The sequence below is a fragment of the Puniceibacterium sp. IMCC21224 genome, assembly GCF_001038505.1.
GTDB lineage: Bacteria > Pseudomonadota > Alphaproteobacteria > Rhodobacterales > Rhodobacteraceae > Puniceibacterium.
Genome location: NZ_LDPY01000001.1, coordinates 4,013,272 through 4,033,624 on the forward strand (window position 1 = coordinate 4,013,272; position 20,353 = coordinate 4,033,624).

Here is a 20,353-nt window from a genome sequence, read left to right on the forward strand (position 1 = left end):
AGGCGCACGGGAAGAAGGGAAGGAACCACCATGGATGGATCGCACACGAGAACGAGAACCGGCGGACAGGTGCTGGTGGACCAGCTTCTTCTGCACGGCGCGGACTGCGCCTATTGCGTGCCGGGCGAAAGCTATCTTGAGGTGCTCGACGCGCTGCATGACGTGCGCGACCGCTTTACGCTTTATAATGCACGCCATGAGGCCGGCGCCGCCGACATGGCCGAGGCCTATGGCAAGCTGACTGGGCGTCCCGGGATCTGCATGGTCACCCGCGGGCCCGGTGCCTGTCAGGCTGCGGTGGGTGTGCATATCGCGTTCCAGGATTCCACCCCGATGATCCTGTTGGTGGGCCAGGTGGGCCGCGATACGATGGATCGTGAAAGTTTTCAGGAAATCGACTATCGCCAGATGTTCGGCCCCGTTGCCAAGTGGGCCGCGCAGATCGACGACGCGGCACGGGTGCCGGAATACATGGCCCGGGCGTTTCGCGTGGCCACATCGGGCCGTCCCGGTCCCGTAGTCCTGGCCCTGCCCGAGGACATGCTTACCGACAGGGTCGATGTGCCTGATGCACAACCTTACGTTCCCACTCAGGCCGAGCTGTCCAATACGCAGATTGATGCAGTGATTGCGGCGATGCGCGGCGCGCAGCGGCCACTAATCCTCGCCGGCGGGCCGGGCTGGACCGACGAAGGTGCCGACGCGCTGCGCCGGTTCGCTGAGGAAAACGATTTGCCGGTTGCCACCTCGTTCCGGCGCCAGGACGTGATCAACAACCGTTCGGACGTATATGTCGGCGATTTTGGCACCGGAGTGGCGCCGAGTCTTGTGAGGCGTCTTACCGAGGTGGACACGTTGTTGGTCATCGGCGCGCGGCTGGGAGAGATCACGACAAAGACCTATGCCACGCTTTCCGTGCCAACCCCGGCACAACGCGTGATCCACATCCATTGCGATCCCGATGAAATCGGACGCGTCTACAGCCCATATCTGGGCGTCGCCGCGGATGCCACGCGGGCGGCACTGGCGCTCGTGGGGCGCAAGGTGGACAGCGGAGCCGGACCCGATTGGCGACGCGGGCTGCGCGAAGAATATATCACCGATATCGCGCCGCCGCCTCACGATCACCCGCTCGACATGGGGCAGGCGATGGCCGATGTGCGTGACCTGCTGCCTGCCGATTGCGTCATCACTCTGGATGCGGGCAACCATACCGGCTGGGCGCAGCGATTCCTGCCCTTCGGGCGCCCGGGTCGGCAGATCGGTTCCACCTGTGGCTCCATGGGCTATGCGGTTCCTGCCGCCGTCGCTGCATCACTGCAGAACCCGGCGCGACAGGCCATCGCCTTTGTGGGCGACGGCGGCTTTATGATGAGTGGTGCCGAGCTTACCACAGCCGTTCAGCACGGCGGGCGGCCAATCGTCCTGCTGTTCAACAACAGCACCTACGGCACGATCCGCATGCACCAGGAGCGCGAGCATCCGCGCCGCATCTCGGGCACCGATATCGTCAATCCCGATTTTGGGTTGCTGGCGCAGGGCTACGGTGCGAGCTATGCGCGCGTGACCGAAACTGCGCAGTTTCGCCCCGCCCTTGAGTCCGCCTTTGCCCATGATGGGCCCAGCGTCATCGAACTGGTGACTGACCCAGAGCGGATTTCGACGCGCACGACGGTTGCCAAGCTGCGCGGAGAGGGCTGAACCATGAAGTCACGTACCCTTGGTGCCGGAGGGAGCGAGGTTTCCGCAGTCGGCCTTGGCGCCATGAATATCTCGGGCTTTTACGGTGCGGCAACCGAAGGACAGGCCTTTGCCCTGTTCGACCGGGCGCAGGAGTTGGGGGTCGATCATCTTGACACCTCGAACGCCTACGGGAATGGCCATTCGGAAGAGACCATCGGGCGCTATTTCAAGGATCGTGGCGCGGTGTTCCGCATCGCGACCAAGGCAGGCATCTGCCGCGACCCGAATACCGGCGCGCGGTACTTTGACAACAGCGCCAAGCACCTTACCGATTCTCTGGAGGCGAGCCTTGTCCGGCTGGGGGTCGAGTGCGTCGACCTGTTCTATGTCCATCGCCGCGATGCCAGCCGCCCGATCGAAGAGGTTACAGAGACGCTTGCGGGGCTGGTACGTACAGGCAAGGCCCGCGCCTTTGGCTTTTCCGAGATCGCGCCCGCCTCGCTGCGGCGCGCCGCAGCGATCCATCCGGTTGCTGCCGTGCAGTCGGAATATTCCCTTGCCACGCGCGCTCCGGATCTGGGGCTGGTGCAGGCCTGTGCTGCGCTTGGAACCACGCTTGTCGCCTTCAGCCCAGTCGGTCGGGGGCTTTTGACTGATACACCGCCGAACCGGGCGCGGGCCATGGAATCGGGGTTTCTCAAGGATAATCCTCGTTTTATCGAGCCTAACATGACGGCCAACCTTGCCGCGACAGACCGGCTTCGGAGGTTGGCGGCTGAAATGGGACTGCCCGCCGCCACGCTTTCTATCGCGTGGCTGCTGGCGCAGGGCGGGCATATCCTGCCGATCCCCGGCACACGCAATCCCGACCATCTGGCCGAAGCCGTTCGTGGCGCCACGCTCGACCTCAGCGCCACGGACCTTGCCCGGATCGAAGAGGCCCTTCCTGTCGGCTGGGCCCATGGCGACCGCTACAGCGAGTCGCAATGGAACGGGCCCGAATGCTACTGCTGAGGCGCCGGCATCAGTAGATGTCCGGCTCGCCAGCGGCGGGGCCAAAGCCGCGTTCGAGGAAGTCGAAATCGCAGCCCTTGTCCGCCTGCCCCACGTGGCGCGAAAATATCCAGCCCCAACCGCGTTGAAAGCGGGGTTCGGGCGGGGTCCATGCCGCGCGGCGGCGGTCAAGCTCTTTGTCGTCCACCAGCATATCGAGCCGCCGTGCCTCGAGGTCCATGCGAATGATGTCGCCGGTCCGGAGCAGCGCCAAAGGACCACCCACATAGCTTTCGGGCGCCACATGCAGGACACATGCGCCGTAGGATGTCCCCGACATCCGCGCGTCGGAAATCCGCAGCATGTCGCGGTGGCCCTGCTTGATCAGCGCCTTGGGGATCGGCAGCATACCCCATTCAGGCATCCCCGGCCCGCCCTGTGGCCCTACGTTGCGCAGCACCATGACATGGTCGGGTGTGATATCGAGATCCTCGTCATCCACGGCCTTTTTCATTTCGGGGTAGCTGTCAAAAACCAGCGCAGGGCCTTCGTGGACGTGATATTTCGGATCGCAGGCGGCGGGTTTGATAACCGCACCATCGGGGCAGAGATTGCCCCGCAAAAGCGCCAGGGAGCCTTCCTTGTAGACCGGGTTTGACAGGGGACGGATCACGTCGTCGTTGAAAACTTCGGCGCCTTCTAGGTTTTCGCCCACGGTACGCCCGGTTACGGTCAGGCAGGAAGTGTCGAGCCTGTCCTCCATCTGCTTCATCAGCGCGCGCAGCCCGCCCGCATAAAAGAAATCCTCCATCAGATAGTCCTTGCCCGAAGGGCGGACATTCGCAATCAGCGGCGTGATCCGTCCCAGATCATCCAGATCGTCAAGCGTCAGATCCACCCCTGCGCGTCGTGCCATGGCGATCAGATGCACGACCGCGTTGGTGGAACAGCCTGTGGCCATCGCCACGATTGCGGCGTTGCGAAAGGCTGCATTGGTCAGGATACGGTCGGGGGTCAGATCCTCCCAGACCATGTCAACGATGCGCCGTCCGCAATCGGCCGACATGCGTTGGTGGCCCGCATCGGGCGCGGGGATTGACGATGCCCCGGGCAGCGTCAGCCCCAGCGCGTCGGTGATCGCTGTCATCGTGCTGGCGGTGCCCATCGTCATGCAGGTTCCGACCGAGCGGGCGATCCCGCCCTGGATACCCAGCCATTCCGCATCCGAGATGTTGCCCGCGCGCCGTTCGTCCCAGTATTTCCACGCATCCGAACCCGAACCGAGGATCCGTCCTGCGTAATGGCCGCGCAGCATCGGGCCTGCGGGCAGATAGATGCAGGGCACCCCCGCCGAAATTGCCCCCATCACGAGACCCGGCGTGGTCTTGTCACAGCCCCCCATGAGCACGACACCGTCGAAGGGATGCGACCGGATCATCTCTTCGGTCTCCATCGCCAGCATGTTGCGGTAAAGCATGGAGGTCGGTTTAGTAAAACTTTCGTCTACCGACAGCGATGGCATCTCGACGGCGAAGCCCCCGGCCTGAAAGACGCCGCGTTTCACATCCTGTGCGCGTTCGCGGAAATGACCATGGCAGGAATTGATTTCGGACCAGGTGTTGAGAATGCCGATCAAGGGCCGACCGCGAAATTCATCCTCGGAATACCCAAGCTGCATCATGCGCGAACGGTGCCCGAAACTGCGCAGGTCGTCCGGCCCGAACCACCGTGCGCTGCGAAGATCATCGGGGCTCTTGCGTGTCGTGTCGTTCATCTCAGTCCCTCGTCTGTTGATCTTCGTTCTGCACGGCGCGTAGCATCTGGTCCATCGACTGGGCGAGCAGCCAGGCGTCGCCCGCGACCGCGACGAATTCGATCCCTTCGGCATGATAGCGGCGCGCTGCCGCCTCGCCGTAGCCAAGGATGCCGACTGGCTTGCCCGCTGTATGCACAGCAGTAACCGCGCGCAGGATCTGGGCCTGCACGTCTTCATGGCCCACGTTGCCCACATGCCCCATCGACGAGGCGAGATCGCCCGGCCCGATAAAGATCGCATCGATCCCTTCTACCGCCGCGATGGCGGGAATCTGATCGATGGCTTCAGGGGTTTCGACCTGCACGATCACGCACAACTCGTTTTCGTATGTTTCAAGGTAATCGGCCTGCCGCCCATAGCCATTCGCCCGGATCGTTCCGGAATGGCCGCGCACACCCTTGGGGGGGTAGCGTGTCCACGACACCGCCTCGGCCGCCATTTCTGCGGTCTGGATCATAGGAAACATCAGGGTACGCGCCCCGATGTCGAGCAGACGCTTCGTGATCACCTGGTCCGAAAACGGCGGGCGGACCACCGGTTCTGCACAGCCCCCGCGCGCCGCGCGCAGCTGGTCGGCCATCATCGACAGATCGTTGGGCGCGTGTTCCATGTCCAGCAGAATCCAGTCGGCCCCGCTATGTGCTGCGATCTCGGTCACCGTGGGCGAACACAGCGACAGCCACAGGCCCGGGCAGCGCCGACCTGCCGCCAGATCGGCCTTGAAACGATTCCCTTTCATGATGCTTTTCCTTTCAGGCGCCGACGGTCCTGGCGTTGTTGTATGAAGATGTAGCCAAGAAACAGCACTGCGAGTCCCAGCAGGGTGGCGCTGATCGGGCGCAGCAGGAACTGCGTCCAGTCGCCGTCAAAGATCAGCATCCCGCGCCGCAGGTTGGATTCAGTCAAGGTGCCAAGGATCAGGCCCAGTATCACGGGCGCGGTGCCGAACCCGTACCGGTTAAGAAAGAAGCCAAGCAAACCGAAGACGAACATCAGCCAGAGTTCGAAGATCGAACCATTCACGCCGTAAACTCCGATCACGCAGAACATCAGGATCAGTGGCATCAGCATTCGCGGCGGGACTTTGAGGATGCGCACGAAAAGCCGGATGCCCAGAAGCTGCATGGTGAACATCGCGATATTGGCCAGAATGAAGGCGAAGAAGATGCCATAGACGATTTCAGCCTGCTGATCGAAGAGCGCGGGGCCGGGCCGTACGCCCTGGATGGTTAGACCGCCCATCAGCACGGCGGTGGCGACTTCACCTGGTACGCCCAGTGTCAGCATGGGTATCAGCGCACCGCCTGCGGTGGCATTGTTGGAACTTTCGGACGCGATGAGTCCCTCGGGATGACCGGTGCCGAACTTTTCCGGTGTCTTCGACATGCGTCGCGCCTGATCGTATGACAGGAAGGAAGAGATCGATCCGCCCGCGCCCGGGATTGCGCCCACGATCACGCCAATGATGGTGGACGAGGCGACAACGCGCCACGCGCGCGCCAGGATGCCCCAATGCGGACGGGCATTTTCGAAATTCTGCGTGATGATCACCTTGGGGTCCGCGCCCATGCGTTTTACCACGTCATCAAGAACCTGTGACACGGCGAAAAGGCCGATCAGTGCAGGCAGCAGATTGATTCCGCTTATAAGTGCGGGCTGACCTGCGGTGAACCGCATCACGCCGGTCATGGGATCGGCCCCAACCGTGGCCAGCACGAGGCCCAGAAGCCCGGCCACGGCCCCCCGCAACATCGAACCCGACGATACTGACGCAATGATGACAAGTCCAAAGACCCCGAGAGAGAAGAACTCTGCCGGGCCGAATTCCAGCGCAAAGCTGGCAATTGGAGGGGCGAGCAGGATCAGAAGCGCCGCCCCGATCACGCCGCCCACGAAGGAGGCCGAGATCGACAGGCCCAGGGCCTTGCCCGCCTCTCCGTTGCGCGCCATTGGGAAACCGTCAAGCGTCGTGCAGACAGAAGACGGCGTGCCGGGGATGTTGAGCAGGATCGCCGGGATCGCGCCACCCGCGATGGCGCCGCAGAATGCCCCCAGAAGCATGCCAATGCCGGTAAGTGTGCCCATCCCGAAGGTGAGCGGAATCAATAGCGCAATGGCCATGGCCGCAGTCAGGCCGGGCAGCGATCCCATCACCAGGCCCAGAAACGTGCCGCCGAGGATCGCGAGAAGAACGTTGATATCGGCGACAAGGCTGATGGCGTCGAAGAGGACCGTCATCGGTGCATCCTTTGCTCAGGGAAAGATCAGGCCAAACCCGTAGGTGAAGACCGCGTAGGTGAGCCCCGAACCCGCCAGCGCGAGCACGAGGGCCGAGACAGACAGGCGTCGCCATCCGGCGGCGTCGGCGGGGCGGTCAATCAGCCAACTGCACGACAGCACTGCGACAAAAAGGAAGATCATCGTGGATGCCAGAAAACCCAGCGGTTCCAGCAGCACGATATACCCCAGAAGCAGCGCGCAGGTGGCGGTGACGCCCAGCGTTTCGGCCATGCCGATGTTGTCCGTGCCATCGCTTGGGTCGCGCAGCGCGCGCAGATCGTTTAAGAGCACCGCCAGCAGGAACAGGATCGCGAGGATCATGACGCCCGCCGGAAAATCGCCGGGCCCGACCTGTCCGGGGCCAAAGGCCTCGGGCAGCGATATGGCCTCCATCAGGCCCCAGGCCATCGTCGCAAGAAGCACAAGGTCGAAGACGATCCGCCCCGAAATCAGTCTCATGGGATCTCCAGACTTGATAGGAAAAGACCCCCGCAGCATGGGCGACGAGGGCTTGCAGGGATTACTGTTTTGCGACCGATCGCGTCAGCGGCAGAAAGAGATCGGACCCGTCCTGAACGAACTGCTCAAGCCCTTCGCCGTAGAGCGGCGCAAGCTCGACGCCGAGGTTCTGGACCGCTTTCTGGAAACCTTCGTCCTGGATAGCCTTTTGCAGCGCGGTTTCCCATGCGGCGATCACCGCGGGATCGACGCCCGCCGGTGCGGCAATGCCGCGCCATTGGTCCCCAGTTACCTTAACGCCCAGGTCCGAAAAGACGGGAACGTCGGGCAAGAGAGAGCTGGTGCCGGTGGCGGCTACGGGGATGAGTCCGCCCTCACCCTCGATCGCCGATACGACGTCGGAGGGTGACAGAACGACCCCGTCGATATGCCCGCCAAGCGCGGCTGCCGTCGCTTCGGAACCACCGCCATAAGGTACGAAACTTACCTGAACCCCCAGCGCGTCGGCGATGGCCATCGTCATGATGTGCGAGGACGACCCGACGCCCGCAAAGCCGAGCGTCACTTTGTTTTCCTTGGCGTAGTCCACAAAGGACTGCAGATCCGACCAGTTGTCGGACTGGCCGAGCGTGAGGACGTAAGGTTCGGTCACGAGGCGCGCGATGTAGTCGAAATCATCGACTTCGAAGGCCACGTTGCCCATGCCCACCAGCGTGTAAAAGGCATTGTTGGGGATCGTGACTGTGTAGCCGTCGGGATCGGCGGTGAGGGTCTGCGCAAGGCCGACAGCCCCTCCGCCACCGGCGACGTTGCGCACGGCGACATCGGTGCCGAACGCCGCTTCCAGTGGGCCTTCAAGTGCGCGCACGAAATTATCTGTCCCGCCGCCCGCGCCGTAGGGCACGATGATGGTGATGGTGTCGCTTGGGAAGTTCTCCTGCGCGGCAAGCGGTGCGGTCAGTGCGCCGAATACCAGAACGGCAGTTGCCGTAGTTAGCTTGAGCATGGTGTATCTCCTCCTCGAGATGTAAAAAACAGTCTTAGCGCCGGGGCGCTCAGTCGCAGGTTCGCCCGCTGACGCGCCGTGTCAGATCGCTTCGTGACAGGACCGTGTCGTTCAGCCCGGCGCCAAGACCCGGACCGTCCAGCGAATGGATGTGGCCGTCGACCACCTTGGGGACGTCGGTCATGACCTCCCGGTAGAACCCGTCGAGATGGGAGCGCACGGTTTCTGCCATCAGTGCGTTCGGCATCGCCGCCATGAGCTGCAGGTTGGCCAGAAGCGTCACCGGACCGGTGCAGTCGTGCGGTGCGATGGTGCGGTCGTGGGCCAGGGCCAGATGCGCGATGCGTTGTCCTTCGGTCAGACCGCCGATCCAGGCCATGTCGAAATTGGCCACGTCTATAGTGCCGCGCCCGAACATGTCGCGGTACCAGGGCAAGGAGCCAAGGTTCTCTGACCCCGCGAGTCGGGTTCCGGAGGCAGCAGCATAGCGGGCAAGGTCGTCGCCATTGTCGAGCTTGATCGGGTCTTCCTGCCAGAAGATGCCGTAATCCTCAGTGGCGCGGGCGATTTCGAGCGCGGCGGGCAGTTGCCAGAGGCCGTGATACTCGATCATGATGTCCATCGCGTCGCCGGCTTCGTTGCGGATCTGTTCGATCCCCCACAACGCGTCCTTCATCTGCGCGGCCGAAATCGTCTGGCCGCGGCTTTCGCGGGCGTGGACATCAAAAGGCCAGATCTTCATGGCCGTTATCCCCTCGTCCAGCAGCTCGCGCGCAAGCCTTGCGGGTTCGAACACCTGCATCAAGAGGTCTTCGCTCCGCGAGATGTTGGTGGGCGAGGGATCAGCGCGGCTATAGATCTGGCTATCGTATCCGGTGCGAACCTGATTGTTGTAGTTCGAGTTGGCGCAGGTGTTGTAAAGGCGCAGCCGGTCATGGACCTTGCCACCCAGAAGCGTCGTGATCGACTGTCCGAGCGACTGCCCCCACAGATCCCACAGCGCGATATCTACCGCTGAATTGCCACGGATCTCGACCGAGCGGGTGGGGAAGCCCTGAAAACGGTTGCCGACCTCGTGACGCAGCGCGTGTGAAATGGCAGTGCGCGCCATCGGGTCGCGACCAATCACGGCAGGCGCGCACGTCTCGTGGATATAGGCCACGACGGCCTGCGGATTGCGAAACGTCTCTCCCAGGCCGATCAGCCCCTCATCCGTGTGAAGACGCACCCAGACGAGATTGCTGAACTCCTCGATCTGGATTGTTTCGAGTCCGATTATGCGCATGGCGTGCCTTCCCCCCCTCGTCTTTGCAGCGGTGCCGCGACACAAACCTATTTGTTACTATTAGTCAATATGGGTAATGCGCATTGTCCGATGGTTCCATTCTGTCCGGAGATTTGCCTTGATTTCCAGTGATCTCTGTTCGATGGTACTCAAATCAATATTTACATGTCTGGTCAAAATGCTTCAGGATCTGCCGTCCCATGCCCACGCTATGCTGTCCGATATGCTCGACGCGCCGGAATGGACGTCTGGCGGCAAGCTTCCACCCGAAACGGAGCTTGCCGTCCGTGTCGGAGTCTCCCGTCCGGTTTTGCGCAAGGCGATCGCGCGACTGCGCGAGGAAGGGCGAATCATTTCCCGGCGCGGTTCGGGCAATTTCGTGCAGCCCCGGGTGATAATCGGCACACCGGATGTCGAATTTCGCACGCTGTCGATTCAGACCGTCCACGACATGAAACACTGCATGCGATTTCGACAGATCGTCGAGATTGCGGCGGCCGAGGATGCTGCCCGGATCGCGGACCCTGTGGCGATCGAAGCGGTGGCTGCGGCGAACGCGGCGCTGGCGGCCAATGTGGACACGAGTATCTTCGACGCCGATTTCGCGTTCCATATGGCCATCGCGAACGCCTCGAAGAATGCCTATTATCAAGTTGCGCTCGGCACACTGCGCAACCAGATCGCGCTGGGAATCGAATTCGGCCGAAAACTGCGCGGCGTGTCGCCAAACGAGGTATCCCGGCGCGTCGTCGACGAGCACGAGGAAATCATCGCGGCCCTGCGCACCGGCGATGTGAGCCGCGTGCGGGGCGCGACCGAAAAGCACCTGGCGCAGGGCATAAAGCGACTGTTCGGCGAGGATGGCTGAGGTGGAGTAGTTCAGGCGGCATTGTCAGGTTGTTTTTGTCGGCTGCGCAGGTGCCGACCGGTATCGCTTCAAGCGGTCAGTTTATCGGCATATTCCTTCCATTGAAGAAATCCCGCGGTCCGCTTGTGGCGATAGGTGGTAGCGGTGATCTAGAGGCGGCCGGGCGGAACAGGTTTACGGTTTCGTCGTGGACGGCTAGAAATCTCTGGGCTTGGCGGGCTGATTTGAAACGCCCTTGTATCTGCTCTCGTTTCCGCGTCCGCTTGTGCGACCCTTCGATACGATTCATTAGACCTTTGTGCGCCCGGTGATCCGCGTCCAAAGCGAGCTTACGCAAGGCGGCTCCGTAGCTGCGAAGTTTGTCCGTTACAATGACCCTCGGCACGCCCCAACGTGCAATAAACCTTGAAATGAACCGCATGGCGGCACGGGTATTTCGGCGCGGTTGAACCAGAATGGCGAGCGGTTCACCGTTACTATCCACCGCACGCCAAAGCCAATGCTTCACACCTCGGATCGAAATCACCACTTCATCCAAGTGCCATTTTTCGACGGATTTCCCACGCGCAGCCCTGACCTGCTTTGCAATCTGAAGTCCGAATGCTCCGACCCGGGCCCGGACGGTTTCGTAATTCACGATTACACCTCGCGCGGCGAGCAAATCTTCAACGTCTTGCAGGCGAAGGGCAAAGCGGTGATCCGCCCAAACCGCATAGGAAATGATAGAAAGCGGGAAGCGATAGCCCTTAAGACGGGGCTGAAAAATCTGGCTGATCATGATCACGCGCTAAGCATCTTCGAGATGCCCGCAGCCCGCGCAACAACTTGACGATACCAGCCGCTGATGTCCGCCACAGCTAATCATTCGCTCAGCGCGCATAATCTGACGCGCTTCTGGCAGCCAATTCAAGCATGCTCCCCAATAATCGAGCGAGTTGTCTGCACGGCTGAAGCCAGCGCCGCCGGATTTCCATTTCCGATGCCAAGTTGCGCGAGATCCAGCGCAAGCTGCGACCACAAAGAGTGACCAGCACCAGCCGCCGCGCGGGCAGCGCGCCCACGCGATTGGGAACCACTGGCCTGTTTAAACTGCCGGTTAACACCTCTCGTTACGTGTGAAGGATCTTCTTTCGCCATCCCAGCCGCCTTCAAATTCCTCATCTGACCCGCATGCAGCACCTTCAGCGCTGGGTCGTCGAAATACTTGATCCGCCGCGCCCGGATCGGCATCTGTGCGTCGATCACGAGGACCACTTCGTCAAGATCCATGCGCCGGACCTGATCCTCTGTCAGGAGCGGTGTGTCCTCAGTTCGCTCAGAGACGCTATGGCCCGGAAAGGGGGAGTGGGAAAACCACGCTCTCGCGCGCCTTGATCAGCGCGGCCGTTGCCGCCGGTCGCAGAGTGCTTTTGGTCGATACAGACAGCACGAGGATCCTTGGAGCCTGTCATGCTGTCGACCTCGGATTTTGACGTCGGCGCGCAGACTGCCGATTGGTTCGTGATCCTGAAAACCCGGGTTGACGATCCGAGCAATCTCCCGCGTCACCACGTCGTTCTGAACATGGTCGACCCTAAATCCACCAAGGCTGACGCGGCTCAGATCAAGGAGGCGCTCACCCGGTTTCCTTTGATCGAGACCGTGATGATGCGCCGCAACACGTACAAAGAGATGGATCAGAAAGGGCTTCTTCATGCTCTGGCGCTGGAAAAGCAGTCCGATCCCAACCCGCTGATGCGCCCGCATGTTCGTCATGTCGTCGAGGCCCTCGAGGAGGCAACCGACATACTCAATAACATTCTGGCGGCGTGAGGGCAGTCGATTGCAAAAGAAAATCCCGACCATCACGAGAGCTGATCCAACCTACTCCGCAGCGCTCCGACAGGGCGGCCGGGATATTCCGGAAAGGGGAGAGGTTGAATCCGGACCTGTGACTCCGAAACCCGCAACCGTAGCTGAGCCGGAGATACGAACCATTGATACCCAGATCGAAACGGCGGAGGTACCAAATACAGTCAACTCGGAAAGCACTGGCCGCAGTCCAGCTCCAAAACCTTCCGCGCTACCTCGGACCAAGAGCCCGACCCGGAAGATCGGCATCAGGGTCAATGCCCTCGAACGGCAGGAAGCGGCATTGCAGGCCTGTGGCGTCGAGCCCGCACGTCGCTGGCTGTCGAAGCCGCCACCCTCAGCTCATTTGCCTCGAGTGTCAGACTGCGGAATTTTACTCCGCGACGGTCAGATCATCCGACCGATTCCATGGGTATTTTGTCTCCGGGATTCACAGTTGGCGCGGCGGCGCTTTTGGCATGATGACGACAAGCACGAGATTGTCACATCGGTGTGGATTGGCGGTGCGAGAGTAACCTAAGTCGCGCTGCGTCATGAGATTTGACGACAACAGATTTTTGCATAGCGGCATGAGCGAAAGAAAAAGGGGCCTTTGGCCCCCTGCAAACCAGGCGGCGGTTTTGCGGCTGGCAGGACGCGCGCGATGTCCGCCCCCTCGCCTCAGCCCGAATGTTCCTGCAAGGGGTGTTGCGCGGCATGTCCAAGGGCCAGTTGGCGGCGGAGCTCCTCCATGAACGTCAGCAGCAGGCCGGAATGCGGCACGCCCTTGCGTGTCAGGATCTGCGCGCGCACCTCGCAGGCCGGGCTGAATGGGCGTGTGACGAGCCCGCGGCACAGATAGGGTTCGGCGGAGTAAGGGTCCACGACTGTCATCCCCATGCCTTCCGCCACCAGCGCCGCCGCGGTCTGGCAATAGCGTACCTCGACCCCCGGGCGGTAAGTCCCCCCCCCGAGCGCAAAGCCCCGCGATACCAGCCGACCGAGTTGTGAGGCCTGATCGATCCCGACAATGGGAGTGCCAGACAACATTTTGGCTGTGACGAAGGGTTCAGCTGCAAGCGGATCGTGTTCCTGCATCAGAACAACCATCTGACTGCGTGCCAGAAGTTCGGAATTGACCGTCTCGGGCCGTTCATTGTTCAGCACGAGGCCGATGTCAGCCAGTCCCATCTGCACCGCATCCAGCACGTTTTCCAGACGCCGCACATCATAGCTGACCGTCACATCGGGCCGTGCGGCGTTGAAACTACGCAGTGCCCGGGGTCCAAGAGAGTACCCCAGTGGTGGCGTCGAGATGACGCGCAAGCGTCCAATCTGCCCCGAACGCAAGTTTTGGGCCCGCGTCGAAAACGATCGCAGGATGCCGAAGAGCGGACGGATCTCTTCAAACAGATCCCGCGCCTCAAGTGTCGGGGACAGCCGCCGCCCGGTTCGCTCAAACAGGGAAAGGCCCAGCTGATTTTCCAGCTGCCGCAACCCGGTCGAAACAGCCGGCTGGGATATCCCGAGAAACTCTGCAGTCTCAACGGTGGTCGCACATTGCATCATCCCCGCGAAAATTTCGAGCAAGCGCAGCGAGACATCCGGCAGATCGCCGTTGCGCGTCATGGCGGACCCACGCTGGGGCCGCCGCCTGTGACCGGGCTATAATTCATTCCGTAGGCTCCTTTACACCCGTCTGAGACGCGATCAGCCCATAGTGTTCGATCCGCCGATGGGCGTCAAAGTTGAAGACCGTGGACTTGCCGAAAGCGCAGGTGTCAAAATCCGCTTCGGCCACGATCAGTTCATCCCCTTCGCCTTGCGCCTTTGCAATCACGAATCCGTCCGGGTCAACGATGATGGATCCGGCGAACATGTGGTTGCCGTCTTCCAGACCGCACTTTGCGACCGCGATGGCGTAGGTGGAATTCTGGTAGGCCCCGGAACACACCGACAGTTCGTGGTGATACATGCGCCGCTCGACCCCCTCGATCTTGGATAGGTTGTTCTGTGACGGGGTGTTGTAGCCGATGGAGACCAACTGTACGCCCTTCAGACCCATCACTCGCCAGCTTTCCGGCCAGCGGCGATCATTGCAGATCGACATGCCCATGATGATGCCCTGGCTGCGCACGACGTTGAAGCCCGTGTCGCCGGGCAGGAAATAGCGCTTCTCAAGATGTTGGTGGCTGCGTTCGGGCTCGTACTCGGCATGGCCCGGCAGGTGGGTCTTGCGATAGCTCAGCACAATCTCGCCATCCGGGGACACGATGACCGAGGTGTTGAAATGCTCTCCCTTCGGCGTCAACTCGCAGTAGCCGAAGGTAAATCCCATGCGATAGTCCCGCGCCCGGTCGAACAGGGGCTGCACTGTGGCGTTCGGCATCTCCGTCTCGAACCAATGGTCGAACTCAGCACGGTTCTTGACATAAAAGCGCGGGAAGAACGTGGTCAGCGTCATCTCCGGATAGGCGATGAACGTGACACCTTTGGCGTGGGCGTCGTCCATCAGAGCGATCATGCGGGCGACGACATGCTCACGGGGCTCGTCCTTCTGGATCCCGCCAATCTGGGCGCCCGCTATAATCATTTTGGTCATTTGGCTTCCTTTTCAGTGCCGTTTACGGTGAAATGACGCGGTGAACGAGAAATCACGGACATCAGCGGCGCGGCATTGCGAGCTATTGAGTAAGGCATCCCACCGCTAGCGCAGTCGGGCCAGATCACGCCGACGGATGGTAGATTACATTCGTTTGCACGAAGCCGGGCCATTGTCATGGCGCAGCTCCCGGTCCGTAGTTGATCTGCGTGGCTGATGAATTTCTAGTATAAATCAGGATCAAAAATCGACTAGATGTATCACCAAATTATATACATTGGGGCCGTGTTTGATACGAGTGTCCAGTAGTTCTGCTTGCTTGAAAGCCTGACAATTCCCAACCATCCGCACCGCTCTGACGGCGCTCCGGCGCAGTGAAAATGCGCGCATCCGCCGTCCTTCCATCCTGGGAAGTGCCTTTTCCATCCGCGCACTTTGCGCAAGAACGCGGCAGGGGCGTCCCACCCATGGATTTGTTCCCGGAATCGCAAAACCCCTGCAATGCGTACCTACACAACGCCTTGCCACACCTCAGCGGAGATACAGAATGAAAATGCCCCCTTTCCCGATCGAACTGATCGATTGGAACACCGTCGAACCAGAACGCCACCCGGGCGAAGCGGGTCATGCCGAATGGCGCGTCAAGTCCTTCGGCGAGGGCGACAGCCGCATCCGCGTACGCATTGTCGACTACAGCCCCGGCTACATCAGCGATCACTGGTGTCTGAAGGGCCATGTCATCTACTGCCTTGAGGGCGGGATGGACACGTATCTGAAGGACGGCCGCGTCCTCAGCCTGCGCCCGGGCATGAGCTATCAGGTCGGCGACAATGCCGAGGCGCATGCCTCGCGCACCGCAACCGGGGTGAAGTTGTTCATCGTCGACTGAGCGGGGTGGTTAGACGGGCCAAAGGACCAGTCCTGCCGCGTCTACGATCAATTTTTGATCACTTCCTGAAATCTGACCCATAGCAAGACAGGCGGCTCCTCTCGTCCGGCAGGCCCCAATCCGACACTAAGTATTTATAAAACAACGATATTCCGAGATAAAGTATACGATTTTCTTATATTCGTACAACTAATATTCGATTTTCATTAGGTAGCCGGTCTTTCAGATCTGAAAAGCACCGCCTCAGCAGGGATTCCCTCGTGCCAGTTTCCATTGTCCTCGTCTTCACAGCCGTCGCCCTTGCAGCAGGGACAGCAATAGCCTACCTGATCGGCGCTTCGGCCATTCTGACTTTCTGGGCGGTAGACAAGGCGCAGTACATGGCGGTCCTGCCCCAGCGCCTGTTCAGCCAGCTGGACAGCTTCGCATTTCTGGCAATGCCCCTGTTCATTCTTGCGGGCGATCTGATGAATCGCGGCGGCGTGGCCAGCGCGCTGATCGACCTCAGCATGTCAGTCTTCGGTCGGTTGAAAGGCGGACTCGGCCACGTGAATGTCGTCACCTCGGTCTTCTTCGCGGGTGTCTCAGGTTCGGCCACCGCAGATGCCGCCGCACTCGGCAACTCACTCGTGCCAGAGATGGAGCGGCGCGGCTACACCCGCGAATACGCCTCGGCGATCACCGGCGCGTCGTCAATCATCGGGCCGATCATACCGCCGTCGTCGATCATGATCTTTTACGGCGCCCTGATGGGGACCAATGTGACTGCACTATTTGCGGCGGGCATCCTGCCGGGGTTGTTGCTTGCTGCCGTTCTGATGGCGATGAATACCTATTTTGCTTACCGCGACGACCATCCTGGCGGCACCGGTATGGAACTGCCATCTTTCCTCCCCTCCCTCATTCGCGCCGTTCCGGCGCTGATGCTGCCGCTGATCATCCTCGGCGGAACGCTCTTCGGCTTCATGACCCCGGCCGAAGCCGCCGCTGTTGCCGTGCTGGCCGCGATCCTCGTCGGACTGCTCTACGGCCGTCTGACGCTGGCGGATCTCAGGGCGTCCCTGATCCGGACCGGCGTCATGCTGGGCGGTCTGTTCATCCTGCTCTGCGCCATCTCGACGTTCTCCTATATCGCGGCACTTCTACAATGGCCGCAGGCGATCCAGAGCTTGGTCGAAGGCTGGGGACTCGGCCCCCTTGGCTATCTGATGCTGATCAACGTGATCTTCCTTGGCGCCGGCATGGCGATGGACGTCAAGGCCGCCGTGGCGCTGTTCGCCCCGATCTTCGTTCCCCCCGCGCTGGCAATGGGGGCGGACCCCGTCCACCTCGCCGTCGTCATCTGCTTCAACATCACCACCGGCCTTTTATCGCCGCCTCTGGGTGCCGTTCTGCTGATCCTGTCGACGGTGGTGAAACTTGACTACTGGACGCTGATCCGCGCCACGTTGCCCTTCCTTGCGGCGGAAATCATGCTGCTGATCGTCCTCACCTACGTTCCGAATATTTCACTGTTCCTGCCGCATCTGCTCGGCCTGAACTGACCCTCTTCTCAACCCAAGGAGCCTCCTCATGAAAGCCGTTTCGATCCTCGCCGTCAGCGCGTTGACCCTGTCCATCGCCGTCGCCGCCCAGGCCGCCGACATCAAGATTGCCTTCAATTCGGTCGACGACCCCGCAAGCAGCGGTGAGGCGACCTTTGCCCACGCTTTTGCCGACGCGCTGGAAGGCACCGATTTCAAGGTCGATCTCTATCCCTCCGAGACTCTCGGCAAGGAAAAAGAGCGCCTCGACCAGGTCTCTACCGGCCTGCTGGAGATTAACCTCTCGGCGATCTCTACCGCCTATGCTGTCTCCCCCGCGCTGAAGGGCATCACCTTGCCGTTCTACTTCGACAGCAACGCACAGCTTGACGCGATTGTGGCGCAGGGTCCCCTGATGGAAACGATCAACGCTCCGCTTCTGGCGATGGGCGTGAACATGGTCGGCATCAACTTTATCGGCACACCGATGGGCATCCACAACGCGAAGAAGGATGTCGCCACTGTTGCCGATCTGGCAGATCTGCGCTTTCGCGCCCTCAACCCCGAGCAGCTGGACCTGATGGAGGCGCTCGGCTCAAACGGTACGATCATCGCCTGGGCCGAGGTCGCGAATGCCATCCAGACCGGTGTGGCAGACGGCTATTTCAACCCGCCCAGTTCGGCCATCCGCGGCGGTCACACAGGTTTTCTGACCCATTACACGCCGGCCGACCTGTTCCCTTCGACACGTGCGATCCTGATGTCGGATGACTGGTACAATGGTCTGTCGGACGACGAGAAGTCACAGATTGACGAAGCCATCAAAGCAGGCCTCGACGCGAACCGCGCCTGGCTGGCGGACTGGACCACCGGCGTCGCAGCAGTGCAGACCGAGCTGGGCGTGACCATCACCCCGCTGGCCGCAGGCGAGCGCGACAAGATGAAGGCACTGGCAGAACCGCTCTGGGCCACCACCCTGACCGCTGATCAGCTGGCGCTTTGGCAAGATGCCAAGGCAAGTGTTGAATAACGGAGGTATCATGGCGTCGGTCCGTTCCATCGTCTTGGGCGCCAGCCGCGCCCTTGACCGCGTGGCAAGCGTGGTGACTTGCACTGCGATCGTCCTTTTGACGGTGGTTGTCCTGCTGCAGGTCGTGGCGCGCTATGTCTTTCACCAGCCCCCCGCCTGGACAGAGGAACTGGCGCGCTACGCGATGATCTGGGCCGGTCTGATCGGCGCCACCATGGCGTTCAAACGCCGCTTTGACCCGGCGCTGGTCAATGGCGTCAAGAACGCGCCGACGTGGGTCCAGGTCGGTGCCGAAGCGATCCGCTCGCTGGTGGTGCTGATCTATCTGGTTCCGGTGTTTCTGTTCTGCTTTGTGGGGCCGGGAATGAACGTCGCGCGAGGTTTCCTGCTGCGCCATTCTCACACCATGGCCGAAGCGTTGCCCTTCAGCACCGTCTGGGTCGCCATCGCGGTGCCGATCATGATCGTGGTGATCTTCGTGCATCTGTCGGCCCGCTGGGCTGGGGATGACACCGGCGTCGAGCCGATCGAAGCGCCGGACTGACTGACACTGGTCGGGGCGGTTCCGCCCCGGCATCCCCTTCATGGAAAGACAGCAATGACCTACGACCTGATCCTGCGCGGCGGCCATGTCTGCGATCCGCGCTCTGGCGTGAACCGTGTCGCCGACGTCGCCTTTTCCAACGGCAAGGTGGCCGAGGTCGCTCCCGACATCCTCACCCCAGGCAAGAGAGAAGAAGATGTCACTGGCCTGCATGTCCTTCCCGGCCTGATCGACAGTCATGTCCATGTGTCTGGCTGGATGGGCGGGGCGGCGGGGCACAGGATGCTTGCACTGGCCGGTGTGACCACGGCGCTGGACATGGCCGGCCCCATCGAAAGCGTGATGCAGATTGCCGCCAGTACCGGCACCGGCCTGACGCTGGCCTGTATCGACTATGTCCGCCCCGGCCATACGGTCGACACGACGAATCCGCAGATGGCCGAGTTGCGCGACGTTCTGGCCCGTGCCCGCCGCTCAGGGGCCGTTGGCCTGAAGGTGCTGGGCGGGCATTTCCCGCTGACCTCCGAGGCCTCGGCTCGCGTGATTGAGCTTTGCGGGACTGAGGGCGCCCATGTCGCCTTTCATGCCGGCACGCTGGACACCCCGCAGAACCTGCATGGATTGCGCGAGGCTTGCGCGCTTGCCGGTGGCCATCCCCTGCACATGCCGCACGTCAACTCCTATTCCCGCGGCTTCGAGGGCCCCGCGATCGAGGAAGCCTATGAAGCCACGCAGATCCTTGCCAGATATCCCAACATCTGGTCGGAAAGCTATCTGGCGCCGATCAACGGAAATTCCGCCAAATGCGCCAATGGTATCCCCGAAAGCGTGGCCACTCAGCGCAATCTGATCGCGGGCGGATACGAGGCGACCCTACAGGGTCTCGAACAGGCACTGCGCGATGGCTGGGGCCATATCCACCTGCTGGAAAACGGCGTAACTCGTCTTGCCACTGGCGACGTGGCCGTACAAGCGTGGCGCGACGCCGAAACTGATATCGGGATGAGCTACTATGTCAATCCGGCTGTCTGTTCGATCAACCTGGCACTGCTGAAACGTCCGGACGGACAGTTCCCGATCGATGCGCTGGCCACCGACGGCGGCGGCCTTCCCCGCAACGATCTGTGCGAGCGTGGTTTGGCCCTGGTGCACCTGAACGGTCTGACCCTGTCGGATTTTGTGCACAAGACCTCGACAGAGCCCGCCCGCATGATGGGCCTGTCGGCGCGCAAGGGGCATCTGGCACCGGGCGCAGATGCAGATGTCACCGTGATCGATCTGGAACGTCGCAAACCTTTGCTCAGCTATGGCCACGGTCGCGCCATCCTGCGCCACGGTCAGGTTGTGGGACAGGGCACGACGATGATCGTCCCGCCCGAAGGTATTGCCGCCGCGCAGGCACTGGGACTGGACACGATCATCGCCGTTCCCGGCAGCTTCCATCCCGTGCATGCGCCGACCGGCAGCTGATCACGACGCACACACGGCATCGTCCGAATGGTAGAGATGGGGAACAGAAAAATGTGTGGCGGGGCCGCATTGCAC

19 protein-coding genes and 1 pseudogene are annotated in these 20,353 nt (G+C 61.4%); 10 read left to right on the forward strand and 10 right to left on the reverse strand.

Annotated features, from left to right (window positions below; translation table 11 throughout):
• The first annotated feature begins 30 nt into the window (after nucleotides 1-30).
• Together IMCC21224_RS18775 and IMCC21224_RS18780 are read left to right on the forward strand one after the other, a co-directional pair.
• Nucleotides 31-1,701 carry a thiamine pyrophosphate-dependent enzyme gene (locus tag IMCC21224_RS18775; protein WP_047996649.1) on the forward strand — a complete coding sequence of 557 codons (1,671 nt, stop codon included), beginning with the start codon at nucleotides 31-33 and terminating at the stop codon, nucleotides 1,699-1,701.
• Between the two features lie 3 nt (nucleotides 1,702-1,704).
• Nucleotides 1,705-2,697: an aldo/keto reductase gene (locus IMCC21224_RS18780; RefSeq protein ID WP_047996650.1), complete on the forward strand. Its 993-nt coding sequence runs from the start codon at nucleotides 1,705-1,707 to the stop codon at nucleotides 2,695-2,697.
• A gap of 10 nt (nucleotides 2,698-2,707) precedes the next feature.
• Here IMCC21224_RS18780 and araD read toward each other — a convergent pair whose 3' ends face one another.
• From araD to IMCC21224_RS18810, 6 genes are all read right to left on the reverse strand, one after another.
• Nucleotides 2,708-4,450 carry an L-arabinonate dehydratase gene (gene araD / locus IMCC21224_RS18785; RefSeq protein WP_047996651.1) on the reverse strand — a complete coding sequence of 581 codons (1,743 nt, stop codon included), beginning with the start codon at nucleotides 4,448-4,450 and terminating at the stop codon, nucleotides 2,708-2,710.
• Nucleotide 4,451: 1 nt separating this feature from the next.
• Nucleotides 4,452-5,231 (reverse strand): HpcH/HpaI aldolase/citrate lyase family protein, encoded by a 780-nt coding sequence (locus IMCC21224_RS18790; RefSeq protein ID WP_047996652.1) that lies wholly within the window; start codon nucleotides 5,229-5,231, stop codon nucleotides 4,452-4,454.
• Nucleotides 5,228-6,730, reverse strand: a complete 1,503-nt coding sequence (locus tag IMCC21224_RS18795) for a tripartite tricarboxylate transporter permease (RefSeq protein WP_047996653.1) — start codon at nucleotides 6,728-6,730, stop codon at nucleotides 5,228-5,230. Before IMCC21224_RS18795 ends, IMCC21224_RS18790 begins: the two co-directional genes overlap by 4 nt.
• A gap of 15 nt (nucleotides 6,731-6,745) precedes the next feature.
• Entirely contained in the window at nucleotides 6,746-7,231 is a 486-nt protein-coding gene (locus IMCC21224_RS18800; RefSeq protein ID WP_197089224.1) for a tripartite tricarboxylate transporter TctB family protein, read from the reverse strand.
• 61 nt (nucleotides 7,232-7,292) lie between these two features.
• Complete coding sequence (locus IMCC21224_RS18805; protein ID WP_047996655.1) at nucleotides 7,293-8,237, reverse strand: tripartite tricarboxylate transporter substrate binding protein; 945 nt, start codon at nucleotides 8,235-8,237, stop codon at nucleotides 7,293-7,295.
• A 49-nt stretch (nucleotides 8,238-8,286) separates the two neighbouring features.
• Complete coding sequence (locus IMCC21224_RS18810) at nucleotides 8,287-9,522, reverse strand: mandelate racemase/muconate lactonizing enzyme family protein (protein WP_047996656.1); 1,236 nt, start codon at nucleotides 9,520-9,522, stop codon at nucleotides 8,287-8,289.
• Nucleotides 9,523-9,700: 178 nt separating this feature from the next.
• Between IMCC21224_RS18810 and IMCC21224_RS18815 the strand changes: the two genes are divergently transcribed.
• A complete protein-coding gene (locus tag IMCC21224_RS18815; protein WP_197089225.1) occupies nucleotides 9,701-10,390 on the forward strand; it encodes a FadR/GntR family transcriptional regulator in 690 nt (229 codons plus the stop codon).
• A 68-nt stretch (nucleotides 10,391-10,458) separates the two neighbouring features.
• Here IMCC21224_RS18815 and IMCC21224_RS18820 read toward each other — a convergent pair.
• Nucleotides 10,459-11,168: pseudogene (locus tag IMCC21224_RS18820) on the reverse strand (IS6 family transposase).
• Nucleotides 11,169-11,296: 128 nt separating this feature from the next.
• Nucleotides 11,297-11,659 carry a hypothetical protein gene (locus tag IMCC21224_RS18825; protein WP_047996657.1) on the reverse strand — a complete coding sequence of 121 codons (363 nt, stop codon included), beginning with the start codon at nucleotides 11,657-11,659 and terminating at the stop codon, nucleotides 11,297-11,299.
• A 29-nt stretch (nucleotides 11,660-11,688) separates the two neighbouring features.
• Here IMCC21224_RS18825 and IMCC21224_RS28575 point away from each other — a divergent pair, with 29 nt between their 5' ends.
• Both IMCC21224_RS28575 and IMCC21224_RS18830 read left to right on the forward strand, forming a co-directional pair.
• Nucleotides 11,689-11,862 carry a hypothetical protein gene (locus IMCC21224_RS28575; RefSeq protein ID WP_231582120.1) on the forward strand — a complete coding sequence of 58 codons (174 nt, stop codon included), beginning with the start codon at nucleotides 11,689-11,691 and terminating at the stop codon, nucleotides 11,860-11,862.
• Entirely contained in the window at nucleotides 11,840-12,202 is a 363-nt protein-coding gene (locus IMCC21224_RS18830; protein ID WP_231582121.1) for a hypothetical protein, read from the forward strand. The genes IMCC21224_RS28575 and IMCC21224_RS18830 overlap by 23 nt, the downstream gene beginning before the upstream one ends.
• Before the next feature lie 699 nt (nucleotides 12,203-12,901).
• Here the strand turns inward: IMCC21224_RS18830 and IMCC21224_RS18835 are convergent.
• A complete protein-coding gene (locus IMCC21224_RS18835) occupies nucleotides 12,902-13,849 on the reverse strand; it encodes a LysR family transcriptional regulator (protein ID WP_047996658.1) in 948 nt (315 codons plus the stop codon).
• A 43-nt stretch (nucleotides 13,850-13,892) separates the two neighbouring features.
• Nucleotides 13,893-14,822, reverse strand: a complete 930-nt coding sequence (locus IMCC21224_RS18840) for an N-carbamoyl-D-amino-acid hydrolase (RefSeq protein ID WP_047996659.1) — start codon at nucleotides 14,820-14,822, stop codon at nucleotides 13,893-13,895.
• A 547-nt stretch (nucleotides 14,823-15,369) separates the two neighbouring features.
• Here IMCC21224_RS18840 and IMCC21224_RS18845 point away from each other — a divergent pair.
• The 5 genes from IMCC21224_RS18845 (at nucleotide 15,370) to IMCC21224_RS18865 (ending at nucleotide 20,278) form a co-directional block, all read left to right on the forward strand.
• Nucleotides 15,370-15,711: a DHCW motif cupin fold protein gene (locus IMCC21224_RS18845; protein WP_047996660.1), complete on the forward strand. Its 342-nt coding sequence runs from the start codon at nucleotides 15,370-15,372 to the stop codon at nucleotides 15,709-15,711.
• A 260-nt stretch (nucleotides 15,712-15,971) separates the two neighbouring features.
• Nucleotides 15,972-17,255 (forward strand): TRAP transporter large permease, encoded by a 1,284-nt coding sequence (locus IMCC21224_RS18850; protein WP_047996661.1) that lies wholly within the window; start codon nucleotides 15,972-15,974, stop codon nucleotides 17,253-17,255.
• Between the two features lie 28 nt (nucleotides 17,256-17,283).
• On the forward strand, nucleotides 17,284-18,264 hold the full coding sequence (locus IMCC21224_RS18855) for a TRAP transporter substrate-binding protein (RefSeq protein ID WP_047996662.1): 981 nt from the start codon (nucleotides 17,284-17,286) through the stop codon (nucleotides 18,262-18,264).
• A gap of 10 nt (nucleotides 18,265-18,274) precedes the next feature.
• A complete protein-coding gene (locus IMCC21224_RS18860) occupies nucleotides 18,275-18,808 on the forward strand; it encodes a TRAP transporter small permease (protein WP_047996663.1) in 534 nt (177 codons plus the stop codon).
• Nucleotides 18,809-18,862: 54 nt separating this feature from the next.
• Nucleotides 18,863-20,278: an amidohydrolase family protein gene (locus IMCC21224_RS18865; RefSeq protein ID WP_047996664.1), complete on the forward strand. Its 1,416-nt coding sequence runs from the start codon at nucleotides 18,863-18,865 to the stop codon at nucleotides 20,276-20,278.
• Nucleotides 20,279-20,353: the final 75 nt, after the last annotated feature.

Bases quoted from the DNA above. Each gene is read 5' to 3' on its own strand.
- IMCC21224_RS18815 (WP_197089225.1), top strand. From the start codon at position 9,701: ATGCTTCAGGATCTGCCGTCCCATGCCCACGCTATGCTGTCCGATATG.
- IMCC21224_RS18840 (WP_047996659.1), bottom strand. From the start codon at position 14,822: ATGACCAAAATGATTATAGCGGGCGCCCAGATTGGCGGGATCCAGAAG.
- IMCC21224_RS18800 (WP_197089224.1), bottom strand. From the start codon at position 7,231: ATGAGACTGATTTCGGGGCGGATCGTCTTCGACCTTGTGCTTCTTGCG.
- IMCC21224_RS18830 (WP_231582121.1), top strand. From the start codon at position 11,840: ATGCTGTCGACCTCGGATTTTGACGTCGGCGCGCAGACTGCCGATTGG.
- IMCC21224_RS18795 (WP_047996653.1), bottom strand. From the start codon at position 6,730: ATGACGGTCCTCTTCGACGCCATCAGCCTTGTCGCCGATATCAACGTT.
- IMCC21224_RS18835 (WP_047996658.1), bottom strand. From the start codon at position 13,849: ATGACGCGCAACGGCGATCTGCCGGATGTCTCGCTGCGCTTGCTCGAA.
- IMCC21224_RS18865 (WP_047996664.1), top strand. From the start codon at position 18,863: ATGACCTACGACCTGATCCTGCGCGGCGGCCATGTCTGCGATCCGCGC.
- IMCC21224_RS18860 (WP_047996663.1), top strand. From the start codon at position 18,275: ATGGCGTCGGTCCGTTCCATCGTCTTGGGCGCCAGCCGCGCCCTTGAC.
- IMCC21224_RS18775 (WP_047996649.1), top strand. From the start codon at position 31: ATGGATGGATCGCACACGAGAACGAGAACCGGCGGACAGGTGCTGGTG.
- IMCC21224_RS18810 (WP_047996656.1), bottom strand. From the start codon at position 9,522: ATGCGCATAATCGGACTCGAAACAATCCAGATCGAGGAGTTCAGCAAT.
- IMCC21224_RS18780 (WP_047996650.1), top strand. From the start codon at position 1,705: ATGAAGTCACGTACCCTTGGTGCCGGAGGGAGCGAGGTTTCCGCAGTC.
- IMCC21224_RS18825 (WP_047996657.1), bottom strand. From the start codon at position 11,659: ATGGATCTTGACGAAGTGGTCCTCGTGATCGACGCACAGATGCCGATC.
- IMCC21224_RS18845 (WP_047996660.1), top strand. From the start codon at position 15,370: ATGAAAATGCCCCCTTTCCCGATCGAACTGATCGATTGGAACACCGTC.
- IMCC21224_RS18805 (WP_047996655.1), bottom strand. From the start codon at position 8,237: ATGCTCAAGCTAACTACGGCAACTGCCGTTCTGGTATTCGGCGCACTG.
- IMCC21224_RS18790 (WP_047996652.1), bottom strand. From the start codon at position 5,231: ATGAAAGGGAATCGTTTCAAGGCCGATCTGGCGGCAGGTCGGCGCTGC.
- araD (WP_047996651.1), bottom strand. From the start codon at position 4,450: ATGAACGACACGACACGCAAGAGCCCCGATGATCTTCGCAGCGCACGG.
- IMCC21224_RS18855 (WP_047996662.1), top strand. From the start codon at position 17,284: ATGAAAGCCGTTTCGATCCTCGCCGTCAGCGCGTTGACCCTGTCCATC.